Origin of the sequence: Actinomycetospora atypica (assembly GCF_042653685.1) — a bacterium.
Taxonomy (GTDB): domain Bacteria; phylum Actinomycetota; class Actinomycetes; order Mycobacteriales; family Pseudonocardiaceae; genus Actinomycetospora; species Actinomycetospora atypica.
In genome coordinates this window covers 23,563-49,581 of record NZ_JBHSIV010000023.1, presented here as the reverse complement: position 1 = coordinate 49,581, position 26,019 = coordinate 23,563, and the positions used below count along the sequence as shown (strand labels likewise).

29 protein-coding genes are annotated in these 26,019 nt (G+C 73.5%); 15 read left to right on the top strand and 14 right to left on the bottom strand.

The features are described from left to right. Positions 1-34: 34 nt before the first annotated feature. The 4 genes from ACFPBZ_RS19635 (at position 35) to ACFPBZ_RS19620 (ending at position 3,323) form a co-directional block, all read left to right on the top strand. A complete protein-coding gene (locus ACFPBZ_RS19635; RefSeq protein WP_378037789.1) occupies positions 35-499 on the top strand; it encodes a DUF5709 domain-containing protein in 465 nt (154 codons plus the stop codon). Beyond that, the gene (locus tag ACFPBZ_RS19630) at positions 496-1,218 is read left to right on the top strand and encodes a YoaK family protein (RefSeq protein ID WP_378037788.1); all 723 of its coding nucleotides are present in this window, start codon (positions 496-498) and stop codon (positions 1,216-1,218) included. Before ACFPBZ_RS19635 ends, ACFPBZ_RS19630 begins: the two co-directional genes overlap by 4 nt. Before the next feature lie 63 nt (positions 1,219-1,281). Beyond that, positions 1,282-1,920, top strand: a complete 639-nt coding sequence (locus tag ACFPBZ_RS19625; RefSeq protein ID WP_378037787.1) for a TetR/AcrR family transcriptional regulator — start codon at positions 1,282-1,284, stop codon at positions 1,918-1,920. Beyond that, positions 1,917-3,323 (top strand): cytochrome P450, encoded by a 1,407-nt coding sequence (locus tag ACFPBZ_RS19620; protein ID WP_378037786.1) that lies wholly within the window; start codon positions 1,917-1,919, stop codon positions 3,321-3,323. Before ACFPBZ_RS19625 ends, ACFPBZ_RS19620 begins: the two co-directional genes overlap by 4 nt. A gap of 1 nt (position 3,324) precedes the next feature. On the opposite strand, the gene ACFPBZ_RS19615 is transcribed toward ACFPBZ_RS19620, so the two are convergent. Next, a complete protein-coding gene (locus ACFPBZ_RS19615) occupies positions 3,325-4,092 on the bottom strand; it encodes an excalibur calcium-binding domain-containing protein (RefSeq protein ID WP_378037785.1) in 768 nt (255 codons plus the stop codon). Between the two features lie 869 nt (positions 4,093-4,961). Here ACFPBZ_RS19615 and ACFPBZ_RS19610 point away from each other — a divergent pair. Further along, on the top strand, positions 4,962-5,441 hold the full coding sequence (locus tag ACFPBZ_RS19610; RefSeq protein WP_378037839.1) for a nucleoside deaminase: 480 nt from the start codon (positions 4,962-4,964) through the stop codon (positions 5,439-5,441). Positions 5,442-5,605: 164 nt separating this feature from the next. Then, the gene (locus tag ACFPBZ_RS19605; RefSeq protein ID WP_378037784.1) at positions 5,606-5,827 is read left to right on the top strand and encodes a hypothetical protein; all 222 of its coding nucleotides are present in this window, start codon (positions 5,606-5,608) and stop codon (positions 5,825-5,827) included. A gap of 43 nt (positions 5,828-5,870) precedes the next feature. Here the strand turns inward: ACFPBZ_RS19605 and ACFPBZ_RS19600 are convergent, their stop codons facing one another. Both ACFPBZ_RS19600 and ACFPBZ_RS19595 read right to left on the bottom strand, forming a co-directional pair. Continuing rightward, positions 5,871-6,413 (bottom strand): YbhB/YbcL family Raf kinase inhibitor-like protein, encoded by a 543-nt coding sequence (locus ACFPBZ_RS19600; RefSeq protein ID WP_378037783.1) that lies wholly within the window; start codon positions 6,411-6,413, stop codon positions 5,871-5,873. Positions 6,414-6,472: 59 nt separating this feature from the next. Then, the gene (locus ACFPBZ_RS19595) at positions 6,473-7,090 is read right to left on the bottom strand and encodes a TetR/AcrR family transcriptional regulator (RefSeq protein ID WP_378037782.1); all 618 of its coding nucleotides are present in this window, start codon (positions 7,088-7,090) and stop codon (positions 6,473-6,475) included. Positions 7,091-7,158: 68 nt separating this feature from the next. Here ACFPBZ_RS19595 and ACFPBZ_RS19590 point away from each other — a divergent pair, with 68 nt between their 5' ends. After that, positions 7,159-7,566: a RidA family protein gene (locus tag ACFPBZ_RS19590; RefSeq protein WP_378037781.1), complete on the top strand. Its 408-nt coding sequence runs from the start codon at positions 7,159-7,161 to the stop codon at positions 7,564-7,566. 5 nt (positions 7,567-7,571) lie between these two features. On the opposite strand, the gene ACFPBZ_RS19585 is transcribed toward ACFPBZ_RS19590, so the two are convergent. After that, positions 7,572-8,243: a metal-dependent transcriptional regulator gene (locus ACFPBZ_RS19585; protein ID WP_378037780.1), complete on the bottom strand. Its 672-nt coding sequence runs from the start codon at positions 8,241-8,243 to the stop codon at positions 7,572-7,574. 52 nt (positions 8,244-8,295) lie between these two features. Then, positions 8,296-8,547 carry an FmdB family zinc ribbon protein gene (locus tag ACFPBZ_RS19580; protein ID WP_378037779.1) on the bottom strand — a complete coding sequence of 84 codons (252 nt, stop codon included), beginning with the start codon at positions 8,545-8,547 and terminating at the stop codon, positions 8,296-8,298. A 93-nt stretch (positions 8,548-8,640) separates the two neighbouring features. Here ACFPBZ_RS19580 and ACFPBZ_RS19575 point away from each other — a divergent pair, with 93 nt between their 5' ends. The 5 genes from ACFPBZ_RS19575 to ACFPBZ_RS19555 all read left to right on the top strand — a co-directional run bounded on the left by ACFPBZ_RS19575 (position 8,641) and on the right by ACFPBZ_RS19555 (position 13,680). Beyond that, positions 8,641-9,219 (top strand): VldE C-terminal domain-containing protein, encoded by a 579-nt coding sequence (locus ACFPBZ_RS19575; RefSeq protein WP_378037778.1) that lies wholly within the window; start codon positions 8,641-8,643, stop codon positions 9,217-9,219. Between the two features lie 202 nt (positions 9,220-9,421). Then, on the top strand, positions 9,422-10,912 hold the full coding sequence (locus ACFPBZ_RS19570) for a DEAD/DEAH box helicase (protein WP_378037777.1): 1,491 nt from the start codon (positions 9,422-9,424) through the stop codon (positions 10,910-10,912). A 24-nt stretch (positions 10,913-10,936) separates the two neighbouring features. Continuing rightward, positions 10,937-11,590, top strand: coding sequence for a DUF2461 domain-containing protein (locus ACFPBZ_RS19565; RefSeq protein WP_378037776.1), 654 nt, complete (start codon positions 10,937-10,939; stop codon positions 11,588-11,590). A 78-nt stretch (positions 11,591-11,668) separates the two neighbouring features. Beyond that, positions 11,669-12,715 (top strand): YihY/virulence factor BrkB family protein, encoded by a 1,047-nt coding sequence (locus ACFPBZ_RS19560; RefSeq protein ID WP_378037775.1) that lies wholly within the window; start codon positions 11,669-11,671, stop codon positions 12,713-12,715. A gap of 122 nt (positions 12,716-12,837) precedes the next feature. Next, positions 12,838-13,680 carry an SDR family NAD(P)-dependent oxidoreductase gene (locus ACFPBZ_RS19555; RefSeq protein ID WP_378037774.1) on the top strand — a complete coding sequence of 281 codons (843 nt, stop codon included), beginning with the start codon at positions 12,838-12,840 and terminating at the stop codon, positions 13,678-13,680. A gap of 10 nt (positions 13,681-13,690) precedes the next feature. Here the strand turns inward: ACFPBZ_RS19555 and ACFPBZ_RS19550 are convergent, their stop codons facing one another. The 9 genes from ACFPBZ_RS19550 to ACFPBZ_RS19510 form a co-directional block, all read right to left on the bottom strand. Then, positions 13,691-14,716, bottom strand: a complete 1,026-nt coding sequence (locus ACFPBZ_RS19550) for an NAD-dependent epimerase/dehydratase family protein (RefSeq protein WP_378037773.1) — start codon at positions 14,714-14,716, stop codon at positions 13,691-13,693. Then, the gene (locus tag ACFPBZ_RS19545; protein WP_378037772.1) at positions 14,713-16,314 is read right to left on the bottom strand and encodes a fatty acid CoA ligase family protein; all 1,602 of its coding nucleotides are present in this window, start codon (positions 16,312-16,314) and stop codon (positions 14,713-14,715) included. The genes ACFPBZ_RS19550 and ACFPBZ_RS19545 overlap by 4 nt, the downstream gene beginning before the upstream one ends. 14 nt (positions 16,315-16,328) lie before the next feature. Then, complete coding sequence (locus ACFPBZ_RS19540) at positions 16,329-17,234, bottom strand: alpha/beta fold hydrolase (protein ID WP_378037771.1); 906 nt, start codon at positions 17,232-17,234, stop codon at positions 16,329-16,331. Further along, entirely contained in the window at positions 17,231-18,259 is a 1,029-nt protein-coding gene (locus ACFPBZ_RS19535; RefSeq protein WP_378037770.1) for a 3-oxoacyl-ACP synthase III, read from the bottom strand. The genes ACFPBZ_RS19540 and ACFPBZ_RS19535 overlap by 4 nt, the downstream gene beginning before the upstream one ends. A 248-nt stretch (positions 18,260-18,507) precedes the next feature. Then, positions 18,508-19,440, bottom strand: coding sequence for a tetratricopeptide repeat protein (locus ACFPBZ_RS19530; RefSeq protein WP_378037769.1), 933 nt, complete (start codon positions 19,438-19,440; stop codon positions 18,508-18,510). 4 nt (positions 19,441-19,444) lie between these two features. Continuing rightward, a complete protein-coding gene (locus ACFPBZ_RS19525; protein ID WP_378037768.1) occupies positions 19,445-20,482 on the bottom strand; it encodes a glycosyltransferase family 4 protein in 1,038 nt (345 codons plus the stop codon). A gap of 24 nt (positions 20,483-20,506) precedes the next feature. After that, on the bottom strand, positions 20,507-21,652 hold the full coding sequence (locus ACFPBZ_RS19520) for a fatty acid desaturase family protein (protein WP_378037767.1): 1,146 nt from the start codon (positions 21,650-21,652) through the stop codon (positions 20,507-20,509). A 200-nt stretch (positions 21,653-21,852) separates the two neighbouring features. After that, the gene (locus ACFPBZ_RS19515; protein ID WP_378037766.1) at positions 21,853-22,779 is read right to left on the bottom strand and encodes a DUF2382 domain-containing protein; all 927 of its coding nucleotides are present in this window, start codon (positions 22,777-22,779) and stop codon (positions 21,853-21,855) included. Between the two features lie 474 nt (positions 22,780-23,253). Beyond that, complete coding sequence (locus tag ACFPBZ_RS19510; RefSeq protein ID WP_378037765.1) at positions 23,254-24,138, bottom strand: mechanosensitive ion channel family protein; 885 nt, start codon at positions 24,136-24,138, stop codon at positions 23,254-23,256. A gap of 583 nt (positions 24,139-24,721) precedes the next feature. Between ACFPBZ_RS19510 and ACFPBZ_RS19505 the strand changes: the two genes are divergently transcribed. Genes ACFPBZ_RS19505 through ACFPBZ_RS19495 form a run of 3 tightly spaced genes read left to right on the top strand, consistent with a single transcriptional unit; the run spans position 24,722 to position 25,931 of the window. Beyond that, positions 24,722-25,255, top strand: a complete 534-nt coding sequence (locus ACFPBZ_RS19505; protein WP_378037764.1) for a TetR/AcrR family transcriptional regulator — start codon at positions 24,722-24,724, stop codon at positions 25,253-25,255. Beyond that, positions 25,252-25,611, top strand: coding sequence for a DMT family transporter (locus ACFPBZ_RS19500; protein WP_378037763.1), 360 nt, complete (start codon positions 25,252-25,254; stop codon positions 25,609-25,611). Before ACFPBZ_RS19505 ends, ACFPBZ_RS19500 begins: the two co-directional genes overlap by 4 nt. Beyond that, a complete protein-coding gene (locus tag ACFPBZ_RS19495; protein WP_378037762.1) occupies positions 25,611-25,931 on the top strand; it encodes a DMT family transporter in 321 nt (106 codons plus the stop codon). Before ACFPBZ_RS19500 ends, ACFPBZ_RS19495 begins: the two co-directional genes overlap by 1 nt. The last annotated feature ends 88 nt before the right edge of the window (positions 25,932-26,019 follow it).

The window sequence follows — 26,019 nt, the reverse complement described above, 5'->3', positions numbered from 1 at the left end:
ACCCCCACCGGGCCGCCCACCGATGGAGGAGACCGTGACCGGTCCCGGACTGCCCGAGAGCCCCGACGAGATGCCGGGGGACGACCGCGACTCGATCGACGACACGTCCCACGAGCAGCTCGACGAGGCGGAGGTCCTCGACGGCGACGCCCCCGAGCGCTCCCCGGAGGACCCGCTCGACGAGGGATGGTCGCCGAACGAGCGGCCCCGCGGCACCACGGCGTGGGGCACCACCCCGCTCGAGGAGGAGCGGGGCGAGCCCCTCGACGGCCGGCTGCGCCGCGAGGAGGGCCTTCCCGACGACGACGAGGGCGACGGCCTGGGCGACGAGAGCGACACCGACGGCGAGCTCTACGACGACGAGGTGGGGACGGCGCGCTCGGGTCGGCTGGTGCTGCGCGACGACGCCGACGAGGGCTTCGCCGACGACGTGGGCGTCGACGGGGCCGGCGCGAGCGCCGAGGAGGCTGCGATGCACGTCGTCGGCGACGAGCGGTGAGCGCGCCGGCGCGGTGGGACGGGGCCCTGCTGCGCGGCACGGTCCACGGACCCCTGCCGGCGCTGCTGCTGGTCATGACCACGGTGACGGGCCTCGTCGACGCCGTCAGCGTCCTCGGGCTCGGGCGCGTCTTCGTCGCCAACATGACCGGCAACGTCGTGTTCCTCGGGTTCGCCGTCGCGGGCGCGCCCGGGTTCGCCCTGGCGGCCTCGCTCGCCGCGCTGGCCGGGTTCCTCGTCGGCGCGCTCGGCGGCGGCGCCGTCGTCGCCCGGCGGGGCCACCGTCGCGGGCACCTGCTGCGCGACACGGCCGTCGTCGAGGTGGTCCTCATGCTCGCCGCGGTCGCGCTGCTCGTCGGGGTGACCGGGACGCCCGGCAGCGCCCTCGCCTCGCTGGTCGCCGGGCTCCTCGCCGTCGCGCTGGGGCTGCAGAACGCGGTGGTGCGCCGGATCGCGGTGCCCGACCTGACGACCACCGTCCTGACGATGACCCTCACCGGCATCGCCGCCGACGTCCGCGCCGCGGGCCGCCCGGTGGTCACCCGCCGGGTCCTCGCGGTGGCGACGATGTTCCTCGGCGCGTTCCTCGGCGCCCTGCTGGTCGGCCACGCGCGGCTCGCGTGGGCCCTGCTGCCGGCGCCGGTGCTGCTCGTCGTGGTCCCGGCGGTCCTGCAGCTCGCGCTGCGCCGGCCCGCCCCGTGGCAGGACACGGCGGGATGAGCCCGGCCTGAGACGGCGGTTCGGGTCTTGTTCCTGACAGGACCCCCTGTCAGGATGCGGGTCATGCCGACCCGCGCACTCCACGGCACCAGCGCCGAGGACCGCGTGGCCGACCGACGGCAGCGGCTCGTCGAGGCGGCGCTCGACGTGGTCGGCGAGCGCGGGGTCGCGGACTTCACGATGACGGCCGTGTGCCGGGCGGCCGGACTCACCGAGCGCTACTTCTACGAGAACTTCGCGCGGCGCGAGGACCTCCTCGTGGCCCTGTTCGACCGGAGCGCCGCGGCGTCGCTCGCCGATGCCGCGGCGGCCGCCGATGCCGCTCCCCACGACCTCGAGCGACGGACCCGCGCCGCGATCGCCGCCATCACCGACACGCTCGTCGCCGACCCGCGGGCGGCGCGGCTCTACCGCGAGGCGGTCGGGCACCGCGAGCTGGCGGGCCGCCGCCGGGACACGAGCGCGGCGTTCGCGGAGCTGCTGGCCCGCCTCGTCGTCGACGCGTACCCCGACCTGCCCCGCGACGACCTCCTGCTCACCACCACGGTCCTCACCGCGGGCGTCGTCGAGGCCGTCGGCTCCTGGCTCGACGGCCGGCTCGACACCGACCTGGACCGGCTCCTCACCCGCTGCGCCCGCCTCGTGGCGGCCGCGGTCGACCAGCTCCGCACCGATGCGATCCCTTCCCCGGAGGCACCATGACGGCTCCCCTGCAGCACCGCGTCCAGCAGGCGCTCGCGTCCGTCCTCGGCCGGGTGCCGTCGACGTCCGCGCCGCTCGCGCCCCCGCCGCCCGGCAGCGGCCTGCGGCCGGTGCCGGGCGACCCCGGGGTGCCGTTGGTCGGGCGGTCGCTGGAGTTCGCGGCCGACATGCTCGGCCTCGCGCGGCGGCAGTACGCGGAGTACGGCCCCGTGTCGTGGACGGGCGCCTTCGGTCGGCCCATGGTGGCCGTCCTGGGGCCCGACGCGATCGGCCAGGTGCTCGTCAACAAGGACAAGTACTTCGGCAACGCCGACGGCTGGGGCTTCTTCATCGGGCCGTTCTTCCGCCGCGGGGTGATGCTGCTCGACTTCGAGGAGCACCTCACCCACCGGCGCATCCTGCAGGAGGCCTTCACGCGGCCCCGGCTGGCCGAGTACCTCGAGGTGATGGGGCCGCGCATCGAGCGGAGCCTCGACGACTGGACCACCGGCGACGGTGTCCGCATCTACGACCGCATCAAGCAGATGACCCTCGACATCGGCACCGAGGTGTTCGTCGGGGACCAGCTCGGGCCCCGCGCCGACCGGGTCAACCGCGCCTTCGTCGACACCGTGCACGCGGGCGTCGCGGTGGTCCGCGCCCCCGTGCCCGGCGGCTCGTGGCGCCGGGGCCTCGTCGGGCGCAAGGTACTCGAGGACTACTTCGCCGCGCAGATCCCGGTCAAGCGCGCCGGCGACGGGCGCGACATGTTCAGCGTGCTGTGCCGGGCGCGCAGCGACGAGGGCGAGACGTTCTCCGACGACGACGTCGTCGCGCACATGATCTTCCTGCTGATGGCCGCGCACGACACGTCGACGATCACGCTGTCGATGATGTGCTACCTGCTCGCGAAGAACCCCGCGTGGCAGGAGAAGCTCCGGGAGGAGTCCCTCGCGCTGGGCGACGCCCCGACGATGGCGGAGCTCGACTCGCTGGTCTCGCTCGACCTCGCGATGCGCGAGACCCTGCGCATGTACGCGCCGGTCGGCCAGCTCGCCCGCATCACGGTGCGCGACGCGGAGCTGCAGGGCTTCCACGTCCCGGCCGGGACGCTGATGTCGCTCGGCGTCCACGCCTCGCAGCGCATGGAGCCGTGGTGGGACCGGCCCGACGAGTTCGACCCCGACCGGTTCGCCCCCGAGCGCGCCGAGGACAAGTCGCACCGCTTCGCGTGGATGCCGTTCGGCGGCGGGGTCCACAAGTGCATCGGCCTGCACTTCGGCGGCATGGAGGTGAAGGCGATCATGCACGCGATGCTGCGGCGCTTCCGGTGGAGCGTCCCCGAGGACTACACGATGCCGATCGGGCTCACCACCGGCCCGACGCCGGCCGACCACCTGCCGCTGCGCCTCGAGCGGCTCTGACTCAGCGCACGCAGGCGACGCCGTCGCCGTCCCGGTCCAGCTTCGAGGAGTAGCCCGGATCCCCCGTGTGCAGCGGCGCCGCTCCCGCGGCCTTCGCGGCGGCGCAGTTCTTGTAGTAGGCCGACGAGGGCGCCGGGGCGGGGTCGGGAACGGCCGGCAGTCGGGTGGCGGGGCGGTCGACGTCCGGGTCGGGGTCCGGCACGGGGACCGGTCGGCGGCTGGTGGGCAGGGCGGCGCAGGTCCGGCCGTTCGTGTCGAGCGCGCGCAGCGTCGCCTGACGGGTGGGCGACGCGTCGTTGCGGCCGTCGGTGTAGATCGCGGTGTGGTCGGCCACCACGGCGGCCTCCCCGAAGTCGCGGCCGTCGGCGGTGACGTAGCGCAGGGCGCGTCCGTACCGGTCGTCCTCCACCCCCGGCTCGCGCTCGAGGACCACCGTCGCCCCGACCAGCATCGACCGGGCCGCGTCGGTCGCGCGCCGGCCCCCGGCCGTCGCGGCCTCGCAGGCGTCGATCCCGAGCACCCGCACCTCGAGCCCGTCGGCGGTGCGGAAGGAGTCGCCGTCGATGACCTCCAGCACCGACACCTGCTGCGTCGAGGTCGTGTCCGCCCCGCCGACGCCGACGCCGGCCGCCGGCGCGTACGGCGAGGTGGAGGCGTACGACGACGCCGCGGGGGCGGTGGGCACCGTGGTGGCCGGCGTCGCGAGATCGACACCCGCCACGAGGCAGAACACGCCGGCGGCGATCCCCGACCACACCTTGTGTGCCACCCGCACCGTGCACCCCTTCCCCCGACCCGTCCGGCGGGTTCTCGCTCGCAGCCGCCGGGCCGTTACCGCGCGGACGTCCGGTTCGTAACGGTCGTCGGGCCGTCCGCGACAGGACCGACGACCGACGGGGGAGGACATTCATGACGAGGTCGCAGGCGAACGTGCTGGGCGGTCTGATCGGGCTCGCCCTGCTCGTCCTGGTGATCAAGTGGGTGCTGATCACCGCGGCGATCCTCGTGGTGCCCTACGCGCTCTGGTGGATCGTGGACCGCAACCGCTCCGCCGCGACGCTCGCGGGGGCCCCCGGCGCCCTCGTCCCGTCCGGCCCCGTCGCCGTTCCGGCGCCCGCTCGTGTGCCGATGCCGGCCCGGGCAACCACCCCGACCTGGACGCCGACCGGGACCGTCACCCCGACCCGGATGCCCGTGCCGACGCCGACCCGCGTCCAGGCGCCGTCGACCGGCCGGTACTCGCCGGCCCCGGTCGCCGCGGCCCGCCACCGCGTGAGCACCCTGCCCGCCGAGGTGACGGTGACGGTCACCCGGGAGGAGGACCACCAGGAGGCCCTGGCCACCCGGCACCTCGTGACCGCCTCGGCACCGACGCGGGTGATCGCGGAACTGGCCTCGGGCATCGTCGGGAAGGGGAAGCACCGCGGTGCCTACGCGGTGGAGGTGCGGCTGTCCGGTCTGCGGGTGGGCGAGCTGACCGCGGCCATGAGCGAGCGCTACGGCGACCTGGTCCGCGGCGCCGAGGCCGGGGGGACCTCGCCCGGGCGGAGGGCCACGTCAGCTGGGGTGAGCGCGGCTTCCAGATCGACCTGCGGCTGCCCCGCCGCTCCTGAGACGATCCCGGGCGTGCCCGAGCCCGTGACCGACGCCGACCTCGTCCACCTCCGCCGGTGCGTGGACCTCGCCCGCGAGGCCCTCGAGGCGGGCGACGAACCGTTCGGCTCGGTCCTCGTCGGGGCCGACGGCGTCGCGCTCGCCGAGGACCGCAACCGCGTCAACACCGGCGCCGACGCCACGCTGCACCCGGAGTTCGCCCTCGCCCGGTGGGCCGCGGAGACGCTGCCCGACGCCGACCGGCCGGGCGCGACGGTCTACACCTCGGGTGAGCACTGCCCGATGTGCTCGGCGGCCCACGCGTGGGTGGGCCTCGGGCGGATCGTCTACGCGAGCTCGTCGGCGCAGCTCACCGGGTGGCTGACCGAGTTCGGCGTGGGTCCGGGGCCGGTCGCGCCGCTGCCGGTCGAGCAGGTGGCGCCGGGCGTCGCGGTGGCCGGTCCGGCCCCCGGGCTCGACGACGAGGTCCGCGAGCTGCACCGTCGGCTGCACCGGGCCACGTAGGTCACGTCCGGCGCCGTGACCGAGGTCGCCGTGTAGCGGTACCGCCGAACAGGCATCCTGCGGCGGTCGCCTCAGCGCCGCGGCCTCCTGATCGTTGGACTGGCCGGACGGTGGTGATCACGATGCCGACGACTTCGGTGCCGTGGATGGGCAATCGAGTTGTCATGTGGGACGTCGAGGGGACGGAACTGACCGCCCTCGAGTGGCGTCGCCCGTACAACGGCGCGATGCGCGGATTCCGCGTCCTCGGTGAGGCCGAGTTGGCGCTGGTGTGCCAGGCCGTCGAGGAGGCCACCGCCGAGCTCCGCCCGGCGCCTCGCCTCGAGGGCCTCGCCGGCCGCCCGCTCGACCTCGAGACCTTCATGGACGACCTCCTCGGGCGCTGAGTCCCGTCCGGGCCCGGGCTCACCCCGGACCCGGACGAGCCCGTCAGCCCCCGACCTCGTAGGTCGGCGTGATCGTCGCGCGGCCGATCGAGTGGAAGAACAGGTTGAACCCGAGGAACGCGGGCGACCCGTCCTCCCCGACGCCGAGGTCCTCGACGTCGACGGCGTGCACGACGAAGAAGTAGCGGTGCGGCCCGTGCCCACCGGGGGGTGCGGCGCCGATGTAGCGCCGCGCGCCCGCGTCGTTGGCCAGGGTGACCGCGCCCGAGGGGAGCAGCCCCTTGCCGGGGTCGCCCGCGTCGGTGGGCAGCGACGTCGTCGAGACCGGGATGCCGGTGACGGCCCAGTGCCAGAACCCGCTCGCGGTGGGGGCGTCGGGGTCGTAGCAGGTGACCGCGAAGCTCTTCGTGCCCTCCGGGAAGCCCGACCACTCGAGCTGCGGCGAGACGTCCTCCCCGCCCGCGCCCATGATCCCGCTGACCTGGGCGTTCGGGAGCGGCTGGCCGTCGCTGACGTCGGTGGAGGTCACCGTGAAGGTCGGCACCTCGGGCAGGAAGCTGTACGGGTCGGGCGGCTGCGGCGCCACGGGGTCCTCCTCGGTCGGATGGATCGTGCTCGCCCAGTACTTACCCCCGGTGGTCCCCGCTATGTCCCGGCGGCCTCCCGCGCCGCCGCGACCGACGCCCGGCACCGTGCCGGGTCGTCCCCGGCGTCGGTGAGGATCGCGACGGCCAGGGCGTCGTTCTCGGTCGCCGCGGTCGCGGGATCGAGGATGCCGCCGAGCACCAGCATCGTCACGCCGTGGCCCGCGGCCCAGTAGCGCAGCGCCACCCGGGCCGGCTCGACGTCGGCGCGGAGACGACCCGCCTCGCGCGCCCGCGCCGCGGCGGCGACCAGCAGGGCGAACGAGCCGTCGGCGACGGCCTCGTCCTCCAGGTCGGCCGCGGCGTCGAACATCGCGCGGTAGAGGTCGGGCGCATCCGCGGCGTTCGCCGCGTACGCGGTACCGAGGGCGGCGAGGTCGCGCACCGGGTCGTCCGTCGTCGGCACCTCGGCGAGCCGGCCCGCGAGCCGGGCGAACCCCTCCTGGCGGACCGCCCGCCAGAGTCCCGGCATGCCGTCGAAGTGGGTGTAGACCGCCATCGTCGAGACCCCGGTGCCCGCGACGAGCGCCCGCAGGCTCACCGGCTCGCGCCGGGCCAGCATCCCGGCCGCGCGCTCGATCAGCATCGTCCGGACGGCGGGCGGAGCGGAGCGGGGCACTGGACCAGGATACATAACACTGCTATACCTACGGCAGCCATAACAGCGCTATACCTCCGGAGGTCCTCATGCCCGTCGAGCTGCTCAACCCCGCCGGCCTGCCCGCGCCCGACTTCTACCGCCAGGTCGCCGTGGCGACCGGGACGCGCACCGTCTACCTCGCCGGACAGGTCGCCCGGACCGCCGAGGGGGAACAGGTGGGCCCCGGCGACCTCGCCGCCCAGGTGGAGCAGGCCTTCCTCAACGTCGGGACCGCCCTGGCCGCGGTCGGCGCGACGTTCGACGACGTCGCGAAGCTGACGATCTACGTCGTGGACTGGCAGCCCGAGAAGCTCGCCGCGCTGGGCGAGGGGGTCGCCCGGGCCGGGGCGCGCCTGCAGGTCGACCTGGTCAAGCCCGTCACCCTGATCGGCGTCGTCATGCTCGGCGAGCCCGACCTGTTGATCGAGGTGGAGGCGGTCGCCGTCCTGCCGTGAGGGACCTACGCGCTGACGTCGAGCCACATGGCCGCGGCGAGCTCGGGACCGAGCAGGTGCTCCTCGTCGTCGGAGTCGACCGACACCACGAAGGAGCCGCCGAAGGGGTGCCGCCCCCGCATCCGGACGTCGATCCCGAGGGCGAAGCCGCGCTCCTTCAGGTGTCGCAGCAGGGCGGGGTCGTCATCGTCGACGCGGACGAGGCGACCGCGCTCGTCGGCCTCGAGCGTCGAGAGCTGCCGGGCGCGCTGCTCGACGGTGCGGCCCGACTCGTCGGGGATCGGATCGCCGTGGGGGTCGACCACCGGGTGTCCCATCCGGGCGTCGATGCGCTCGAGGAACGTGGTGGAGACGTAGTGCTCGAGCACCTCGGCCTCGTCCTGCACCTCGTCCCAGCCGTAGCCGAGCTCCTGGACGAGGAAGGTCTCGAGCAGGCGCTGCCGGCGCAGCATCGACAGCGCGTGCCGGCGGCCCTCCTCGGTGAGGGTGACCCCCGCGTAGGGGCGGTGCTCGACGAGGCCCAGGTCGCTGAGCTTGCGCACCATCCCCGACACCGACGACGCGGACACCCCGAGGCGCAGCGCCAGCCGGGACGTCGTCGCCGTCCCGTGCTGCTCGACGAGCTTGTAGACCGACTTCACGTAGTCGTCGATCGCCGTCGAGTGGGTGCCCTCCACGGGGCTCACGATATAGGCGCGGCTCGCCGGACCTCCGTGTCGGAAGTGCCGCTCAGCCGCAGCACCCGCCGCCGCAGCACCCGCCACCGCCGCCGGGGGGCGCCGCCTGGGGCCGGGGCATCGGGGCCCGGCCGGCGGCCGGCTGCGCGGTGCGCGCCTTGCCGCCGAGCCCGACGGCGGAGAGCAGCTTGACGGTGTCCGCGTGCCCGTCGGGGCAGTCGACGGGGTCGCTCGCCTGCTGCATGGGCCGGTTGACCTCGAAGGTCGACCCGCACTCGCGACACCGGAACTCGTACACCGCCATGTCGGGGAGCGTAGGCGGGCGACCCGCCCGCCGGGGACCGTTCGACGAACTCACCGGGGCGCCACCGGGGTGCTCCCTACTCTGGAAGCCATCGTGACGACCCGGTCCCGCCTCGCCCGAGGGCTCACCGTGCTGCTGGTCCTGGCCCTGCTCGCGGCCGGCGCGGTGTGGTTCGTCCAGAGCCGCGGGATCACCGCCTCCGACGTGTGGGAGGTGGTGCAGCCGCCGCCCCCGGAGCCGTGCAGCGAGCCCGACCCCACCACCGACGGCTGCCTCACCCCCACCACGCTGCGCCTGCACGACGCCGCCGTCGCCCGCTTCGGCGAGCCCGGCGGCGACGGCCCGGTCCGGTCGATGGGCTGCTGGTCCGAGCACGCGTGGAACCCGTCGAGCGACCACCCGACCGGCCGGGCGTGCGACCTGTTCCCCACCCGCTCGGGCACGTTCCCCGAGGGCGACGAGCTCGCGGCAGGTTGGGCGATGGCCGGCTGGCTGCGGGAGAACGCCACCGAGCTGCGGGTCCGCTACGTCATCTGGCAGGGCCGGATCTGGTTCCGCGGCGGCAGCGACGACGGCGGCTGGGGCCGCCCCTACACCGGCGGCGGGGTGTACGACCCGCAGGACGCGACGGGCGGGCACTACGACCACGTGCACGTCAGCGTCCGCCCCTGACCCGACGTGATGATCGTCGCCGCCCGCCGAGGTCGTCGGGCCTCCGTGCCATACTCGAGGAGACCGCGCGCCTCCCCGTGACGTCCCCATCGCGACCTTCTCGTCGCCGTCGCAGCGCGCACCCGCCTGGCCCTCGTCGCGCAGCGTGAGTCCCGCCCGGGCGGACCCCCTCGACGCTAGGTGATTCCTCATCTCTGATTCCGTGTCCACCACCTTCACCGGCCTGGGCATCTCGCCCTCGATCGCCGAGCTCCTGATCCCCCGCGGGATCACCGAGCCCACGCCGATCCAGGCCGCCGCGATCCCCGACGCGCTCGCCGGCCGCGACGTCCTCGGCCGCGGCCGCACCGGCAGCGGCAAGACCCTCGCGTTCGGTCTCCCGCTGCTCGCCCGCCTCGCGCGCTGCGAGTCCCCGACGAGGCCGAACCGCCCCCGCGCCCTGATCCTGCTGCCGACGCGCGAGCTCGCCAGCCAGGTCCGCGACGCCCTCGCGCCGCTCACCGAGGCCCTCGGCCTCGACCAGACCGTCGTCTACGGCGGCGTCGGCCAGCGCCCGCAGGAGAACGCGCTCCGGCGCGGCGTCGACCTGCTGATCGCCTGCCCCGGGCGCCTCGAGGACCTCATCGGCCAGGGCATCCTCGACCTCGACCGCGTCGAGGTCACCGTGCTCGACGAGGCCGACCACATGTCCGACCTCGGCTTCCTGCCCGCCGTGCGCCGCCTCCTGCGCCGCACGCCCACCACGTCGCAGCGGCTGCTGTTCTCCGCGACGCTCGACGGCGAGGTGGACAAGGTCGTCAAGGAGTTCCTCCGCTCCCCGGTGACCCACAGCGTCGACCGCGCCTCCGAGCCGGTGCCCGACATGACCCATCACGTGTTCACGGTGCCCGCGGGCGACCGCAACGCCGTGATCCAGGAGCTCGCCGGCGGGCTCGGCCGGGTCATGCTGTTCACCCGCACCAAGCACGCGGCGCGCAAGCTCTCGCGCAAGCTCATCGCGGCCGGCATCCCCGCCGCGGAGCTGCACGGCAACCTCGCCCAGAACGCCCGCGACCGGAACCTCGGCTGGTTCCGCGACGGCGACGTCCGGGTGCTCTGCGCCACCGACATCGCCGCGCGCGGCATCCACGTCGACGACGTCTCCCTCGTCGTGCACGTCGACCCGCCCGCCGAGCACAAGGCCTACCTGCACCGCTCGGGCCGCACGGCGCGCGCGGGCTCGGCCGGCGACGTGGTCACCCTCGTCACGCCCGACCAGCGCGGCGAGGTCGCGAAGCTGACCAAGCAGGCCGGCATCCGCCCGCGCAACGTCTCGGTCACCTCCGGGGCCCGCGAGATCACCGAGCTGGTCGGCGCGCCCGCGCCCTCCGCCTCGATGCCCGAGCCGACCACCCCGGCGCAGCCCGAGGGTTCGCCGGGGACGTCCTCGCGTTCCGGGCGACCGCGTCGTCGCGGCGGCAGCGCCGGCGGCACCGGCGGACAGCCGGCCTCGTCGGGCGGCGGTCGTCGTCGTGGCGGCGCCCAGGGCGGTCGTGGCCAGGGCGGTGGCGGCGGTCAGACCGGCGGCGGTCGCAGTGGTCAGGGCGGACGCAGCGGGGGCGGCGGCTCGACCGCGGTCCACACCACCTCGTCGTCCGGCTCGCACTCGGCGTCGACCTTCAGCGGCTCCTCGCGCGGGCGCCGCACCCGCTAGCCCGGTGGCCTAGCGTCGTCGACCGTGTTCACTGGGTTCGGCGACGCCGCGGTCGACTTCTACGAGGGGCTCGAGGCCGACAACTCGAAGGCCTACTGGAGCGACCACCGGCACCTCTACGACGAGCACGTGCGCGCTCCGATGCAGGACCTGCTGCTGGCGCTCGAGCCGGAGTTCGGCGAGGGGCGCATCTTCCGGCCGTACCGCGACGTGCGGTTCGCCAAGGACAAGAGGCCGTACAAGACGCAGTGCGGGGCCACGGCCGGCCCGCACTACGTCCAGCTCTCCGCCGACGGCGTGATGGTGGCCGTCGGCTACTACGCGATGGTGCCGGCGCAGGTCGCCCGCTACCGCGCCGCGGTCGACGACGAGCGCCACGGGCCGGAGCTCGAGGGCATCGTCGCGGGGCTGCACGACGACGGTTTCACGGTCGCCGGGGACCGGCTGAAGACCCGGCCGCGCGGGACCGACCCCGACCATCCGCGCCTCGACCTCCTGCGCCACCGGTCGCTCTACGCGTGGCAGTCGTGGGAGCCCTCCGACGAGCTGCACACCCCGGCGCTCGTCGAGCGGATCGCGACGACGTGGCGGCGGCTCGACCCGCTGGGCCGCTGGCTCGACGACCACGTCGGGGTGACCCTCGACGACGCCGCGCAGGACGTCCGCCGCCGCCGCTGAGCCCGTCGGCCCCCGCATCTGGCGGTGGAGTGGCAATCTCGACGGGTAACTGGAGACGCATCCGCGGGGAGGTGGGCCATGGGGGTCGTGGGGTCGCTCGACCGGTTCCAGCGCCGGCACCCCGCGGCCGGGTTCCCGATCGCCGTGCTGTGGAAGTTCCTCGACGACGAGGGCACCTACATGGCCGCGCTGATCACCTACTACGGCTTCCTGTCGATCTTCCCGCTGCTGCTGCTCGCGCTCACCGTGCTCGGCTTCGTCCTGCAGCACGACCCGGCGCTGCAGGACGCCCTGGTGAACTCGGCACTGCGCGGCTTCCCGGTGATCGGCGACCAGATCGGCCGCAACGTCCACTCGCTGCAGGGCAGCGTGCCGGCGCTCGTCATCGGCCTGGTGGTCGGCGTGTACGGGGCCCTCGGCGTCATGGTCGCCGTGCAGAACGCGTTCGCGCAGATGTGGGCGGTGCCGAAGGCCGAACGGCCCGCGCTGCACACCACCTACGGGCGCGGGGTGATCGCGGTCGGGCTCCTGGCCGCCGGCGTCGTCGTCGCCACCGCCCTGTCCTACCTCTCCACGTGGGTGTCGGAGCTGCCGGTCCCGTTCGACGGCCTCGCGCGCTTCGTCGTGACGGTGCTCGGGGTCGCGGCGGACGCCGCGCTGATCGTCGTCGCACTCAAGCTGCTCACGGCCCGCCCGCTCACCTACCGCCAGATCGTCCCGGGGGCCGTGGTGGCGGCGATCGCCTGGCAGCTCCTGCAGTCCGTGGGCTCCTACCTGGTGCAGTACCAGCTGCGGGGCATGAGTGCGAGCTACGGCGTCTTCGGGATCGTGCTCGGCCTGCTCGCCTGGATCTACCTCAGCGCGTTCGTCATGCTCTTCTGCGCCGAGATCAACACGGTGCGCACCCTGCACCTCTATCCCCGCAGCCTGATGTCGTCGATGCCCGACGACACGGGGATGACCGCGGCCGACGAGCGCGCCTACACCGCCTACGCCTCCGCCGAGCGCCTCAAGTCGTTCCAGAGCATCGAGGTCGACTTCGGCACGCCCGTGCCGGAGCAGCGCCCGTCGGGCACCTCCTCGCCCGACGGGTCCGAGGCGGGGACGACACCGCCGCCCCCCTGACCGGGGACCACCCTTGCCCCGTTCGGTACATCCGCGTACCGTGCGGTCGACGCGCGCCGGTACGACCACGTACCGCTCCCGCCACCCGGCGGGCGACCGGCGCCCGGTAGGAGGCAGTCGCGATGAGCAGGGTGCGGGACAAGGTCGCCGTGGTGACCGGGGCCGGGTCGGGGATCGGGCGCCAGCTCGCGCTCGAGCTCGCCCGCCGCGGGGCGCGACTCGCGATCTCCGACGTGAACGAGGACGGGCTCGCCGAGACCGCCGACCAGGCGAAGGCGCTGGGCGCCGAAGTCCACACCGCGCGGATCGACGTGGCCGACCGCGAGGCGGTGCTCGCCTACGCCGACCGGGTCGCCGAGCACTACGGCGTGGTGCACCAGATCTACAACAACGCCGGCGTGGCCTCGTCGGGGACGATCCTCGACGGCGAGTGGTCGGAGTACGACCACGTGCTCGGGATCAACCTCTTCGGCGTCATCAACGGGACCAAGGCGTTCCTGCCGCTGCTGGTCGCCTCCGGCGCCGGTCACGTGGTCAACGTGTCCTCGCTCAACGGGATCATGGCCCAGCCCGGCCTCTCCGCCTACTGCACCGCCAAGTTCGGCGTGCGCGGGTTCACCGAGACCCTCCGCGCCGAGATGCTCGCCGGCGGCCACCCCGTGCAGGTCACCGTGGTCCACCCCGGCGGCGTGAAGACGAACATCGCGACCGCCGCGTTCGAGCGCGGCGCCCAGGCCCGGGAGGTCACCGAGGCCGAGCGCCGCCGGGTGCAGACCTACAACGAGAAGCTGCTCAAGCTCCCGGCCGACCAGGCGGCGAAGATCGTCGTCGACGGCGTCGAGGCCGACCGCGCCCGCGTGCTGGTCGGCACCGACGCCAAGGCCGTCGACGCGTTCGTCCGCCTGCTGCCGCGCTTCTACCCGGCGCTGCTCGTCCGCTTCGCCGGCAAGCTCCTGGGTGCGTAGCTCGTGAGCACTAATCCGTGCCCAGGGACGGACTAGTGCTCACAGGGCGGAGCCACCTCCCGAGCCGGACGAAGCCCTCGTCGAGCGGGACCTGCGGGGAGTAGCCGAGGTCGCGGCGCGCCGCGGAGATGTCGAACCAGTGCGCGGTGGCGAGCTGGCGGGCGAGGAAGCGCGTCATGGGCGGGTCGCCGACGTCGACGACCCGTTCCAGCACCCGCCACACCGTCTCGACGACGGCCCCGGCCGCCACCGCCACGCCGAGCGGCACGGTGCCGTGCACCGGCTCCAGGCCGCCCGCGACGACGATGCCGTTGACCAGGTCCTGCACCGGGCGAGGGTCGCCCGAGGTGATGAAGTACGGGCGACCGGCGCACGCCGCGTGCGGGTGGAGCCGGTCGGCGGCGTCGAGGTGGGCCTGCGCGGCGTCGTCGACGTAGGTGGTGTCGATGACCGCCGACCCGTCCCCGACGAAGCGCAGCCGCCCCGCCCGTGCCCGGTCGAGGATCCGCGGGACGAGCTGGGTGTCGCCCGGGCCCCACACCAGGTGCGGGCGCAGCGCGACCGTCGCGAGGTCGGGCCCGTTCGCGGCGAGGACCATGCGCTCCGCCTCGGCCTTCGTCTCGGGGTAGGCCGAGTCGAACTGCGTCGCATACGGCAGCGACTCGTCGCCGCCGACGATGTCCCCGCCGGTGTGCACCACGCTCGGGGTGCTGGTGAGGACGAACCGCCGGACTCGGGCGGCGCGGCAGGCGTCGAGCAGCACCCGCGTGCCGTCGACGTTGCTGCGCCGGAAGTCCGCGTCGGCGCCCCAGATGCCGGCCTTCGCCGCGACGTGGAAGACCACGTCCACGCCCTCGACGGCCGCCTGCGCGCTCGCCGGGTCGGCCAGGTCGCCGCGCATCGTCGTCACCCCGCGCTCCCGCAGGGCCGGGTAGTCGCCACGGGCCAGGCTCGTCACGTCGTCCCCGCGGGCGAGCAGCGCGTCGACCACCGCGCCCCCGAGGAAGCCGCCGCCGCCGGTGACCAGGGCCTTCACGATGCCAGCTCCTCCGCCGCCCAGCGCCCGAGCGCCTCGCGGTCGATCTTCGAGTTGTGCCGCGGGTCGACGGGCAGGCCGGGGTGGGAGAGCACCGTCCGGATCTGCCGCGTCCGCGGGTCGGCCGCCGCGAGGTTCCGCAGCTGCCCCGCCGTCTCACCGGTGAGGTAGGTGCCGGGGACCATCTCGACGACGATCACCGGGGTCCGCTCGCGCTCCGGGCCGACCCCGACGAGCGCCGAGCGCTTGACGTCCGGGTGGCGGTTGAGCACCTCCTCGCACGGCACGCTGTAGAGCGGGCCCTCGACGGTGGGCACCACGTGCGCCACCCGGCCCGCGAACCACAGCCGGCCCTCGTCGTCGAACGACGCGAGGTCGCCCATGCGGTGCGCGAGCCGGCCGTCCCAGAGGAGTTTCGCGGCGGCCGTGGCCTCGGGCCGCTCGGCGTAGGCGGGGCTCACGACGGGGCCGCGCACGACGACCTCGCCGACCTCGCCGGGGGCGACGACGAGGTCGGGGGTCAGCTCGTCGACGGGTCCGTCGGTGACGCGCATGAGCGTGACGTCCACTCCGGGCACCGGGCGCCCGACGCAGATGCCGTCGTCGGGCAGGTCGAGCAGCTCGGCGCTGCCGATCGTCGCGACGGGCAGCGCCTCGGTGGCGCCGTAGGGGGTGTGGACCTGCGCCCCGGGCCCGAGCAGGGCGAGGACCCGCCGCTGCACGTCGCGCGGCACCGGGGCGCCGGCCGAGATCACCTGACGCAGCGTCGGCAGGAACGTGCCGGCGGGGGCGCCGCGGCCGAGCCGGTCGAGCACCGCCGGGGAGCCGAACATCGCCGTCGCGCCGGTGTCGCGCACCGCCCGGACGAGCCGGGCCGGCACCACCTTCGCGGGCTTCGTCGGGTCCATCCGCGGTACGACCGTCGTCATGCCGAGGGCCGGGCCGAACAGCGCGAACGGCGGGAAGGTGGCGACGTCGACGTCGCCGGGACCCAGGCCGTAGAGGTCGCGGACGAGCCCCGCCTGCGCGAGCAGCCCGTCCTCGTGGTGCTCGACGCCCTTGGGCGGGCCGGTGCTGCCGCTGGTGAACAGGATCGCGGCGGGCACGCCCTCCGGGCGCGGGACGGGCGGCCGCGGGCCTCGTCGGGAACCATCGCGCTCGACCCGGCGCAGCCACCGCGTGCCGGGCACCGGCACGGGACCGGCCGTGATCGCGACCCGCGCGTCGGGGCACCAGCCCAGCACCCGGCGGGCGACGTGGGCCGTGGCGATCCCGACGAAGGCCTCGGGCGCCGCCTCGTTCAGGCACGACCGGACGCGGGCGAGCCCGATGCCGGGATCGACGACGACCGGCACGGCCCGCACGCGCAGCAGGGCGTAGGCCAGGACGAAGAAGTCGGCGGTCGGCGGGACCAGCAGCGCCGTCCGCGTGCCCGGCCCGATCCCGAGGGCGAGCAGGCCCGCGGCGGCGTTCTCGACCCGGTCCTGCAGCTCGCCGAAGGTGACCGTGCGGGTGCCGGACAGCGCGGGCAGGACGAGCGCGGCGTCGCCCGGCCGCTCCGCGGCGTGCTCGGCGAGCATGCCGTCGAGCGTGGTCACGGGGGCGGCCGTGCTCATCGGCCCGCCGCCAGGAATGCGCGCACGTCGGGGACGATCCGGTCGGCCGCGTCCTCGAGGACGTAGTGGCCGGCGTCGGGGTAGCGGTGCACGTCGGCGTGCGGCAGCCGGCCCTCGAGGTGGCGCAGGATCGTGCCGTCGAACACCGGGTCCTTCATCCCCCAGTGCACCTGCACCGGGTGGGAGTCGAGCAGCGGCAGCCGCTCGGCGAGGCGGACGAGCACCGGGTGGGCGGGGTCGGCCGGGCCGGTGGGGATGTCCTGGACGAAGGCGTGCACGGCGACGCGGTGCGCCGGGCTGTCGTAGGGCGCGAGCAGCCCGCGGCGGGCCTCCGCGCCGAGCAGCCAGTTGCCGCTGCCCATCGCGAGGGCCCCGAGGGAGAACGCGTTGAACCGGCGCACGGCGACGTCACCGATGACCGGCAGGCGCGCGGCCTGCAGCGACCACGGGATGCGCTTGTCGGCGGGCAGGGGGAAGGCGCCGGTGTTGAGGATGACGACCCGGTCGACCTGGTCGAGGTGCTCGACGGCCCAGGAGAGCCCGATGGGGCCGCCCCAGTCGTGCACGACGAGCGAGAGCGGCTCGTGCAGGTCGAGGGAGTCGACGAACGCGGTGAGGTCGGCGACCCGCCGGGCCAGCGTGTGCGGGTACTCGTCGAGCGCGGGCTTGTCGGAGCGGCCCATCCCGATGTGGTCGGGCGCGATCGCGCGGAACCCGTCGCCGGGCAGCGTGGAGAGCAGCGACCGGAAGTAGAACGACCAGGTCGGGTTGCCGTGGACGTGCAGGACGGGCGGGGCTGAGAGATCCCCTCCGGGCGACTCGTCTATGTAGGCCATCGTGTGGCCGTCGATCTCGACCGACCGTGTCGGGAACCCGAAGCCGGGGAGCACTGCCGCGGTCACCAGATCACCTCGGCCGCCGCGGCGTTGATGCCGCTGCCGACGCCCATGAGCATCACGCGGGTGCCGTCGGTGACGGTCCCGTCCTCGACCGCCTTCGACAGCACCGTCGGCACCCCGGCCGGGCCGATGTTGCCGAAGTACGGGAACTGCGAGGGGAAGCGGTCGGCGTCGAGCCCGAGCTGCGCGGAGACCGCGCGGGTGTGCACCTTGCTGACCTGGTGCAGGCAGTAGACGTCGTAGCTGTCGGTGTCCCAGTCGAACGCGGAGACGGCGTCCTTCCAGGCGCGCCCGGCGAGCTCCATGCCCGCCATCAGCAGGCCCTTGGAGTCGGTGCGCATCTCGTCGGCCTGGCCCACGCAGAGCCCGGCGTTGCCCATCGTGCTCGCGCGGCCGAGACCGCCGAGGTAGCGGTGCCCGCAGGGACCGTCGGCGCGGCTCAGCACCATGGCGACGGCGCCCGACCCGACGGTGAGCGTGGCGAACTGCTCGTGGAACATCGCCCGCGTCGAATCGTCGCGCGCGAGGCGCTCGATCGTCGATTCCATCGCGAATCGACTGGTCTCGCCGGCGACGACGAGACCGTGCTCGATCTCCCCGGCCTGGATCATCGTCGAGACCACGTTCATCCCGTTGAGGAATCCGAGGCACGCATTCCCGAGGTCGAAGTTCGCGGCCTCCGGCGGCAATTCCATGAGCCCGTGCACGATGCTCGCCGTCGAGGGCTCGAGGTGGTCGCGGCTGACCGAGGTGTTGATGAGCGCGCCGATGTCGTCGCGGGACACCCCGCTGCGCGCCAGGGCCGCCTCACCGGCCTGGGCGGCGACCTCGCTGGGCATCGTGCCCTCGTCCCACACCCGCCGCTCGGCGATGCCGGAGAGCTTCTCCAGCAGGCCGGGCGTGATGCGCAGGCGCGCGAGGGTGTCGGCGAGCCGGTCCTCGAGGTGGGTGGAGGTGACCACGTGCGGCGCGTCGACGTGCGCCAGTCCCGTGATCACGACGTCGTCGTACCGCTGTGCCGCTCTCATGACCCGAGAATGCGGGTCGTCGCGTATTCACGCCATGAGCGATATTCGGTACAGCGAGTTCGGGACACGTATTGTTCGTGCTACCCGACTTCGTAGGCAACGCCCGGTAACAGGAAGATCGGGTCTCCTGCTGGGCCGAACGGGGGCGATGCGGGGATCGAAACGGACGAATACCCGTCGACCGCACCGTACGGCACTACTTCCGGGTACGACGCCGAATGCCGTGCGGCATTCCCCGCAGTATCTCCTCAATGCTCGTCGTCACCATCGCCGACGTCCGGAGCTCCGAGCTCGTCGGGCTGGTCGGGCTGCGGTGCGCCCGCGGCGACGAGGTCGGGGTGCAGCGCGACGAGGCGGCGGGCCTCCTCGCCGACCGCGTCCTCGCCGTTCAGGAGCAGGGACGTCCAGAAGTGGGCGCCGTAGGCGTCCCCCTGTGCGATCGCGATCTGCGCGAACCGGAGTTCGTAGCGACGCCCGCGGTCGCCCGGGGCGTTGCGGGCCCGGTCGAAGCACACCTCCGCCGCGTCCAGGGCGCCCCGCCGGAAGTGGATCTCGCCCCGGACGCCGTTCTCCCACGCCTGGAGGTCCGGCTCGCCCGGGCGCTGCGGTTCCGTGGCCAGCCGGGCGACCGCCCGGTCGGCGCCCTCGGCGTCGTCGGCCCGCAGGCGGATCTCGGCCAGGCGGAGGGCGCCCTCGCCCGTCCCGGAGCGCCGGAACAGCTCCGCCGCGGCCTCGTCGTCCCCGTCCGCCTCCACGAGGCGCCCGAGGCGCAGGGAGGCGTCGCCCACCCCCGCGCGGCCGGCCTGCTCCAGCAGCGGGCGGGCCTCGTCGGTGCGTCCGGCCCGCAGGTGCGCCCGCGCCACCCGCCAGGCGCCGAGGGCGGCCAGCTCCGGGTCGGGTCCGGCCACGGCGCGGGTCCACCAGTCGCGGGCGATACGGCCGTCGCTCAGCCAGACGTCGACGTCGCCGAGTGCGAGGAGAGCCCGCTGATCGGGCACGGCCGCCTCGAACAGCGGCCGCAGCGCGGCGCGCACCTCCTCGTCCTCGGCCCAGCGCTCGAGCAGGTGCGCTCCGACGAGGATCCGGACGGAGGCGGGCGAGAGGGGCTCGCGCGTCAGCTCGGATGCGAGGTGGAGCACTCCTCGCCGTGCGTGCTCCCGGACCAGGTCCCCCGTCGCCATGGACTCATCGTGGGCTCGTCGTAGCCGCCCGGCGACGAGTTTTCGTGGCGGCGAGCCACCAGTCCGTGACCTCGCGCTTCGAGAAGCCCCGCCGTTCAGGCCGGTCCGCACGACCTCGGTCCATCGCCTCGCGCAACCCGCGCGCGAGGTCGTCGGGATCGCCCGGGGTCGTGAGGTGGACGTCGGGGTGGGCGCGCAGGTCGTCGGCCAGGCCGGTCTCCGTCGTCGTCACCACCCGGCAGCCGTGCGCGAGGCCCTCCACCAGCGGCAGCCCGATCTGCTCGCGCCAGCCCGGGCGCCGAACCGACGGCATCACGACCACGGCGCTCGTCCGCAGGAGCTCGTGCACCGCCTCGCGGGCGGGCTGCCGCCGGACCTCCGCGCCCGGTGGGAGCTCGGGGGTCTCGTCGCCGGAGGGGTCGGCGACGACCAGCCGCCACCCCTCGGGGGCCGTGCGCCGCCACGCCTCGAGGAGCACGGGGAAGCCCTTGCGCTCGCTGGGCGCGCCCAGGAAGAGCACCACCGGCTCGCGCGGCGCGGCCGTGCTCGGGCCGCACACGGTGCAGGCGTCGAGGCGCGGGGGCAGGACGGCGTGCCTGGTCCGGCGCAGCGCCCACCCGAAGGCCCGCCGGTGGTTCTCGTACGCCCCCGTCGTCCCGAAGGCCACCGCATCGAGGCCGAGCATCGAGACACCCATCGCGGTGCGGCCGGCCCGGGTGGCGAGGCGCTCCCGCGCGTCGAAGTTCTCGATGGCGTAGGTGGCGACCGTGATCCGCGGCCGCACGACCTTCGCGACCGCGACGTAGCGCAGGGCCTTGCGCCACTCCCCCAGCCACAGCGGCTCGGCGACCTCCAGCAGCTCCAGGTCGGGGTCGCGCAGCGCATCGACGAAGGTCCGCCACGAGAACGGGCGCACCATGGAGTCGCCCGTCAGCGAGGCGTCGGAGTCGTCGCGCTCGGAGGTGAAGAGCAGCACCTGGCCCGGGTGCTTCTCCTCGACCACCGAGCTCCGCAGGTCCGGGAGGATTCGCAGCGACTGCACCGCGACAGGGTCCCTGCCCGACGATCAGCCGGCGCCGCCGGGCAGCGCCAGCCGCGCGATCGTCCTCAGGACCCCGGCATACTGCCGGGGCAGCGACCCGCTCGTGTACGGCAGGCCGTAGCGCTCGCACAGCTCCCGCACCTGCGGCGCCACCTGGGCGTAGCGGTTCGACGGCATGTCGGGGAACAGGTGGTGCTCGATCTGGTGCGAGAGGTTGCCGGTCATCAGGTGCATCAGCGGGGAGCCGTCGAGGTTCGCCGAGCCCAGCAGCTGGCGCAGGTACCACTGGCCGCGGGTCTCGCCCTCGAGCTGGTCCTCGGTGAAGGTCTCGGCGCCGGCCGGGAAGTGGCCGCAGAAGATCACCGCGTGCGTCCAGACGTTCCGGACGACGTTGGCGGTCAGGTTGGCGGCCAGCGTCGTCGGGGCCGAGAGCCCGGACAGCAGCGGCCAGCGCAGGTAGTCCTTGCCGATCTGCTGGCGGACCTTCCCCCACAGCCCGCCGAGCTCGGTGCGGGCCTCCGACCAGGGCTTGCGCCCGGCCGCGACCTCCTCGAGCTCGATGTCGTAGATCGCGATGCCGTACTCGAAGCCCAGCGCCAGACCGACGTTGATCAGCGGCTGCAGCAGGTGGTACGGCTTCCAGGGCTGCTCGGGGTCGACCCGCAGCGTCGAGTAGCCGATGTCCCGGTCCTTGCCGAGCACGTTCGTGTACGCGTGGTGCAGGTAGTTGTGGGAGTGCTTCCAGCCCTCGGCCGTCGACGCGGAGTCCCACTCCCAGGTCGTCGAATGGATCTCGGGGTCGTTCATCCAGTCCCACTGGCCGTGCAGGACGTTGTGGCCGATCTCCATGTTCTCGAGGATCTTCGCCACCGACAGGGCCGCCGTCCCCCCGATCCACGCCGGCGGCAGGACCGACACGAGCAGCAGGACGCGCCCACCCGTCTCCAGGCCGCGCTGCACCGCGATGACCCGGCGGATGTAGCGGGCGTCCCCCTCGCCGAGGTCGTCCATCACCCCGCGGCGGATCGCGTCGATCTCCGCGCCGAGCGACTCGACGTCGGCCGCGGAGAGGTGCGCGGTGGTGGGGGTCGACGCCGTGGTGACGCTGTGGAGCGCGACCGGCGGGGCCGGCGCCTCTGTCGGGAGTTCGCGGACGAGGGCGATGCTCATGGGGCCTCCGGGACCTCGTGGCTCGGTGCCCTCCGCGGTCGCGGGAGGGCGGGAGAGGAGCGCGGGTCCGGGGCTCGACGTCCTGGGGTTCCCGGTGCGGCGTCGGAGCCCGCCCGGGAGGCGTGGGGGACCGATCACACCGGGCGGAATGACGACGACGGCGCCCTCCCGGTGGGAGGACGCCGCCGTCGGCGTACGGATCAGCGCTGGTTGTGCGAGGTCCCGGTGCGGGAGTCGGAGGTCTCGTCGACCGTCTCGATCTCCTCCTTGCGGACCTCGTCGGAGACCTGCTCCTCGTCGCGCTGGGTCTCGGTGCTCATCTTGACCCGCTCCTTGGCGACGGTCTCCTTGCCGACCACGGGCCGCTCCTCGTGCAGCACGACCTCGTGCTCCTCCTCGGAGATCGAGGGGCCGTCGTGCGCGGCCGCGGCGTTGGCGTCGGTGATCGGCTCGCGCTCGACGCGGACCTCCTCACGCGACACCGGCACGGTCTGGGTCACGTTCTCGGTCACCACGTACTTGCGTAGCCGGGCGCGCCCACGCTCACGGGTCTCGGTGCCGACGTGCAGCTCCTCCTCGGAGCGCGTCATCGCCTCGTCGGTGTTCGGCCCGGAGGTGTCGTGGCCGACCGCACCCTCGGTGCGGCCGTGGGTCTCGGACCGGTCGTGGGTCTCGCTCCGGTCGTGGGTCTCGCTGTCCCGACGATCCCCGGCGGTGCCGGTGCTGGTGCCGGTGCTGGTGGTCTGCTCGTGGCGGCCCTGGTCGCCACCGGTGACGGTGTCGGTCGTGCGCGCGGTGGCGGTGTCGCCGCCGTACTGGACGCCGTAGTGGTCGAAGAGCTGCTTCTCGTCCTCGACCGACAGGTCCTGGTCGGCGTCGTGGTGCGGCGCGTTCTGCACGTCGGACTTGCTGTAGGGCACCCGCAGGGCGCCGTCCTGGAAGTCGGCCTTCGCCAGCGGGACCAGCGAGACGTGATTGCCGAACATGCCGGTCTTCACGGCCGCCCACTCGGGGCGCTGGGTTTCGTTGTCGAGGAAGACGGTGTCGACCTTGCCGAGCTTCTCGCCGTCGCCGCCGGTGACGGTGGCGCCGTAGAGGTCGCGCGGTTCATCGATGCTGACAGCCATGGTGGAGCAACTCCTCGGGTGAAGAACCCGAACCTCCCGGGGCGAATGCACGCTTTCTGCACACGGATGCCGCAGGGGCCGGGCGGGGTGACGGCGCGGTTCGCCCCTGGGCTGGACGACGGGCGACGGTTCGTGAACTGCCGCTGGGGCAGGAATTGCCCACCCGCGATCCCTACGGATGGTCGATGCCTCCTGTCCCCAACCTCCCGTTTCCGTCGCATTCGGAGCAATCACCGCGGGCATCCGCCCGGAACACTTTCCCTCGTCATCCCGGCGTTTCTCCCGGGCGGCGGACGGCAACCCGATGATCGGAACGAGGTGGACGCGGAGCTGGGGAGCGCCGTCGTCGCCGGGGCCCGGGTCGGACCGTTGGGGCGGTCCACCCGGGCCATTTCTGTCTCCGGGGGACCGTTCTGTCCCGGACACGACAGTGGCCCCGCCGGAGCATCCGGCGGGGCCACTGTCGTGGGTCGATCAGGAGCGGGGCAGCCCCTGGGGCGGGGTGGGCTCGGTGCTCGGGGCCGGGTTGTCGGCCGGGCTGGACCCCGCTCCCGTGGCCGCCGGCTGCAGGGTGTCGGTCCGGGTCTGGGCCGTGCCCTGCTGCTGGCGGTAGGAGTCGACGTCGGCCTCGGCGCGCTGCCGGCCGGTCTGGAGGTCGGCCCGGACCTGGTCGGACTGCTGCTGGGCCTTGCGGTAGCCCGAGTTGATCAGGTCGGCGGCGGCGTCGCGGCCACCGAGCCCGAACGCGAGGGCGGACCCGAGCGCGACGGCGCCGATCAGCGCGATGTAGGTCGCGGTCACGATCGTCTCGGCGATCCCGAGCTGGTTGAGGATCATGAACACGGCGATCGCCATGACGAGCGTCGGCGCGGCGGAGCGCACGACCCGGCCGGTGGGGGTGTCACCCATGGTGCGGTGGACCAGCCCGCCGACGGCGGCGGCCACGGCGGCGGCGACCAGGAAGATCAGCAGCGCCGCGATGACGTTGGGCAGGTAGGCCAGGATCAGGTTCATGAACCCGGTGACCGCCGGGATGTTCAGCGTGCCCACCGCGGAGACGATGACGAACACCATCAGCACGTACTGCACGACCAGCCCGACGAGCTGGGAGGGCTTGCCCTGGGGCGAGAAGCGGGCGACGTACTCCCCGCCCTGGCCGTGGGTCAGGCGCTCGTCGACCCGGGCCTTCTGGAGCAGCCGGCTGATCGCCGACCGGATCAACCGGGCGATGATGTAGCCGATGATCAGGACCAGCAGGGCCCCGATCACCTGCGGGACGTAGCTCAGGAACGTGGTGAACGCACTCTGCAGGCTCTGCAGAATGTTGAACTCGTTGCCGGAGGACTGTTGAGCGACCACGGGATGTCAGTTCCTTTTGTAGGCGACCTCGATCGCGGCTTGTTGCCCCGCTCCGTGCGGCACCGAAACCCCCCGTAGCCGAACGAGCACACATCTGCGGCAGTTCGTTGCACGAGCTTCTCGATATGTCTCACAGTGGCACGGACTGCCGACAATTCGTCCCTGTCGCCGCCGACCGCCCGAGCCGGTACGTCGACGCGGACCGGCCCCCGACGGCAAGAAGGCCGGCCCGGAGACATCCGGACCGGCCCTGACCTGCGGAGCCGCCTTCGGGATTCGAACCCGAGACCTACGCATTACGAGGACTTGCGTCTCCGTCAACGGCAGCCTCCGAGCGCTCGTCGGTGCACCTCAGTGCGCGAACCGTCGCCTCTGGTTGCCGGAGATCGACCGTGGTTCGTTCCACGACTCGTTCCACGTCGCACCGGGCTGGAGCCACCGGTGCCGGTTCGTCAGCCGCTCGGACGAAGGCTCTCCTGCACTCTGGGGAGCACGGTGAGGCGCTGGCCTGATCGGCGTCGCGCGATGTGCCGCTCCTCACCGAACGACGACTTACCATACGTATGGTCGGTAGCTTTGCGTCGTGGCCACACGAGCAGAGCTTCTCGACGGAGCGATCGAGGTATTGAGGCGCGGTGATGCCCTGACCCTCGACGCGGTCGCACGAGAGACCGGACTGACCAAGCCCGGGGTGGTGCATCACTTCAAGACCAAGGAAGGACTCAGCACCGCGGTCGTCGACCGGATAACCCAGCGCTGGGAGAACGAGCTGCACGTCCGTCTCGGGGACACGACCGGGACCGCCCGCACACGCCTGCGCGCCTACGTGGACTTCTGCCTGACCGAGGAGTTCGACGCCAGCGACCTCGCCCTTCTGGCCGATCAACGGCTGCGCGAGGACCTGTCCCGGCAGTGGGTGGACCGAATCGGGCCGTGGTTCGGGGCCGACATCGGCGGAGGTCTGGCGCAGCATCCCCGGCTGCAGGCCGCGCGACTGCTCGCCGACGGCGCCTGGTTCAACCAGGCCCTCGGCGTCGTGGACATGACCGACCACCAGAAGCGAGCCGTGCGAGAGGTCGCACTGCAGCTGATCGACGACGAAGAGGAGGAGAAGTGAGGAAGCAGGCGCTCACCGCGTGGCTGTTCCTGGTCGGGGCGATCCTGTTGGAGGTCACCGCCACCCTGTCGATGAAGGCCGCACTCGAGGTGCCGGCCCTGTACGCGCTGGTAGCCGTGGGCTACCTCGGCTCCTTTGCCTGTCTGACGATGGTGCTGCGCGCCGGGATGGCTCTGGGCGTGGCCTACGGCATCTGGGGCGCAGCGGGCGTCGCCCTCACCGCGCTGCTTTCAACGCTGCTCTTCAGCGAACCGCTGACCGCGCTGATGGGAGTGGGGATCGTGCTGGTCATCGGCGGGGTCCTCTGCGTCGAGCTCGGCACCCACGTCAAGCACGAGAACAAGGCGGTGGCGTGATGGCCTGGCCGTTCCTGATCGTCGCGATCATCTTCGAGGTCATGGGGACTCTGTCGCTGCGCATGGCCGCAACCGGGAAGAAGATCTGGTTCGCCGCGGTGGCCGTCGGCTATCTCGTCGCGTTCGCCATGCTCGTGCTCACGCTCTCCAACGGCATGGCCCTGGGCGTCGCCTACGGCATCTGGGCCGCCTCCGGCGTTGCTCTGACCGCCGTACTGAGCAAGGCGCTGTTCAAGGAACCCCTGACCTGGGTGATGGGTCTGGGCATCGTCCTCATCGTCGGCGGCGTCCTGGCCATCGAGATCGGCGCCGCCCACTGACACCGAGCGCCGGGTGGCCTCGCCATCGTCTCCGAGGTCATCCGGCGCTCGTCGTCAGGCTCCACTCCACCGCGCCTCTGCCCTCGAT

Coding starts and splice junctions, on each gene's coding strand:
- ACFPBZ_RS19520 (WP_378037767.1), bottom strand. CDS start 21,652: ATGAGCATCGCCCTCGTCCGCGAACTCCCGACAGAGGCGCCGGCCCCG.
- ACFPBZ_RS19535 (WP_378037770.1), bottom strand. CDS start 18,259: ATGAGAGCGGCACAGCGGTACGACGACGTCGTGATCACGGGACTGGCG.
- ACFPBZ_RS19495 (WP_378037762.1), top strand. CDS start 25,611: ATGGCCTGGCCGTTCCTGATCGTCGCGATCATCTTCGAGGTCATGGGG.
- ACFPBZ_RS19515 (WP_378037766.1), bottom strand. CDS start 22,779: ATGGCTGTCAGCATCGATGAACCGCGCGACCTCTACGGCGCCACCGTC.
- ACFPBZ_RS19560 (WP_378037775.1), top strand. CDS start 11,669: ATGGGGGTCGTGGGGTCGCTCGACCGGTTCCAGCGCCGGCACCCCGCG.
- ACFPBZ_RS19590 (WP_378037781.1), top strand. CDS start 7,159: ATGCCCGTCGAGCTGCTCAACCCCGCCGGCCTGCCCGCGCCCGACTTC.
- ACFPBZ_RS19620 (WP_378037786.1), top strand. CDS start 1,917: ATGACGGCTCCCCTGCAGCACCGCGTCCAGCAGGCGCTCGCGTCCGTC.
- ACFPBZ_RS19625 (WP_378037787.1), top strand. CDS start 1,282: ATGCCGACCCGCGCACTCCACGGCACCAGCGCCGAGGACCGCGTGGCC.
- ACFPBZ_RS19530 (WP_378037769.1), bottom strand. CDS start 19,440: ATGGCGACGGGGGACCTGGTCCGGGAGCACGCACGGCGAGGAGTGCTC.
- ACFPBZ_RS19580 (WP_378037779.1), bottom strand. CDS start 8,547: ATGGCGGTGTACGAGTTCCGGTGTCGCGAGTGCGGGTCGACCTTCGAG.
- ACFPBZ_RS19605 (WP_378037784.1), top strand. CDS start 5,606: ATGTGGGACGTCGAGGGGACGGAACTGACCGCCCTCGAGTGGCGTCGC.
- ACFPBZ_RS19555 (WP_378037774.1), top strand. CDS start 12,838: ATGAGCAGGGTGCGGGACAAGGTCGCCGTGGTGACCGGGGCCGGGTCG.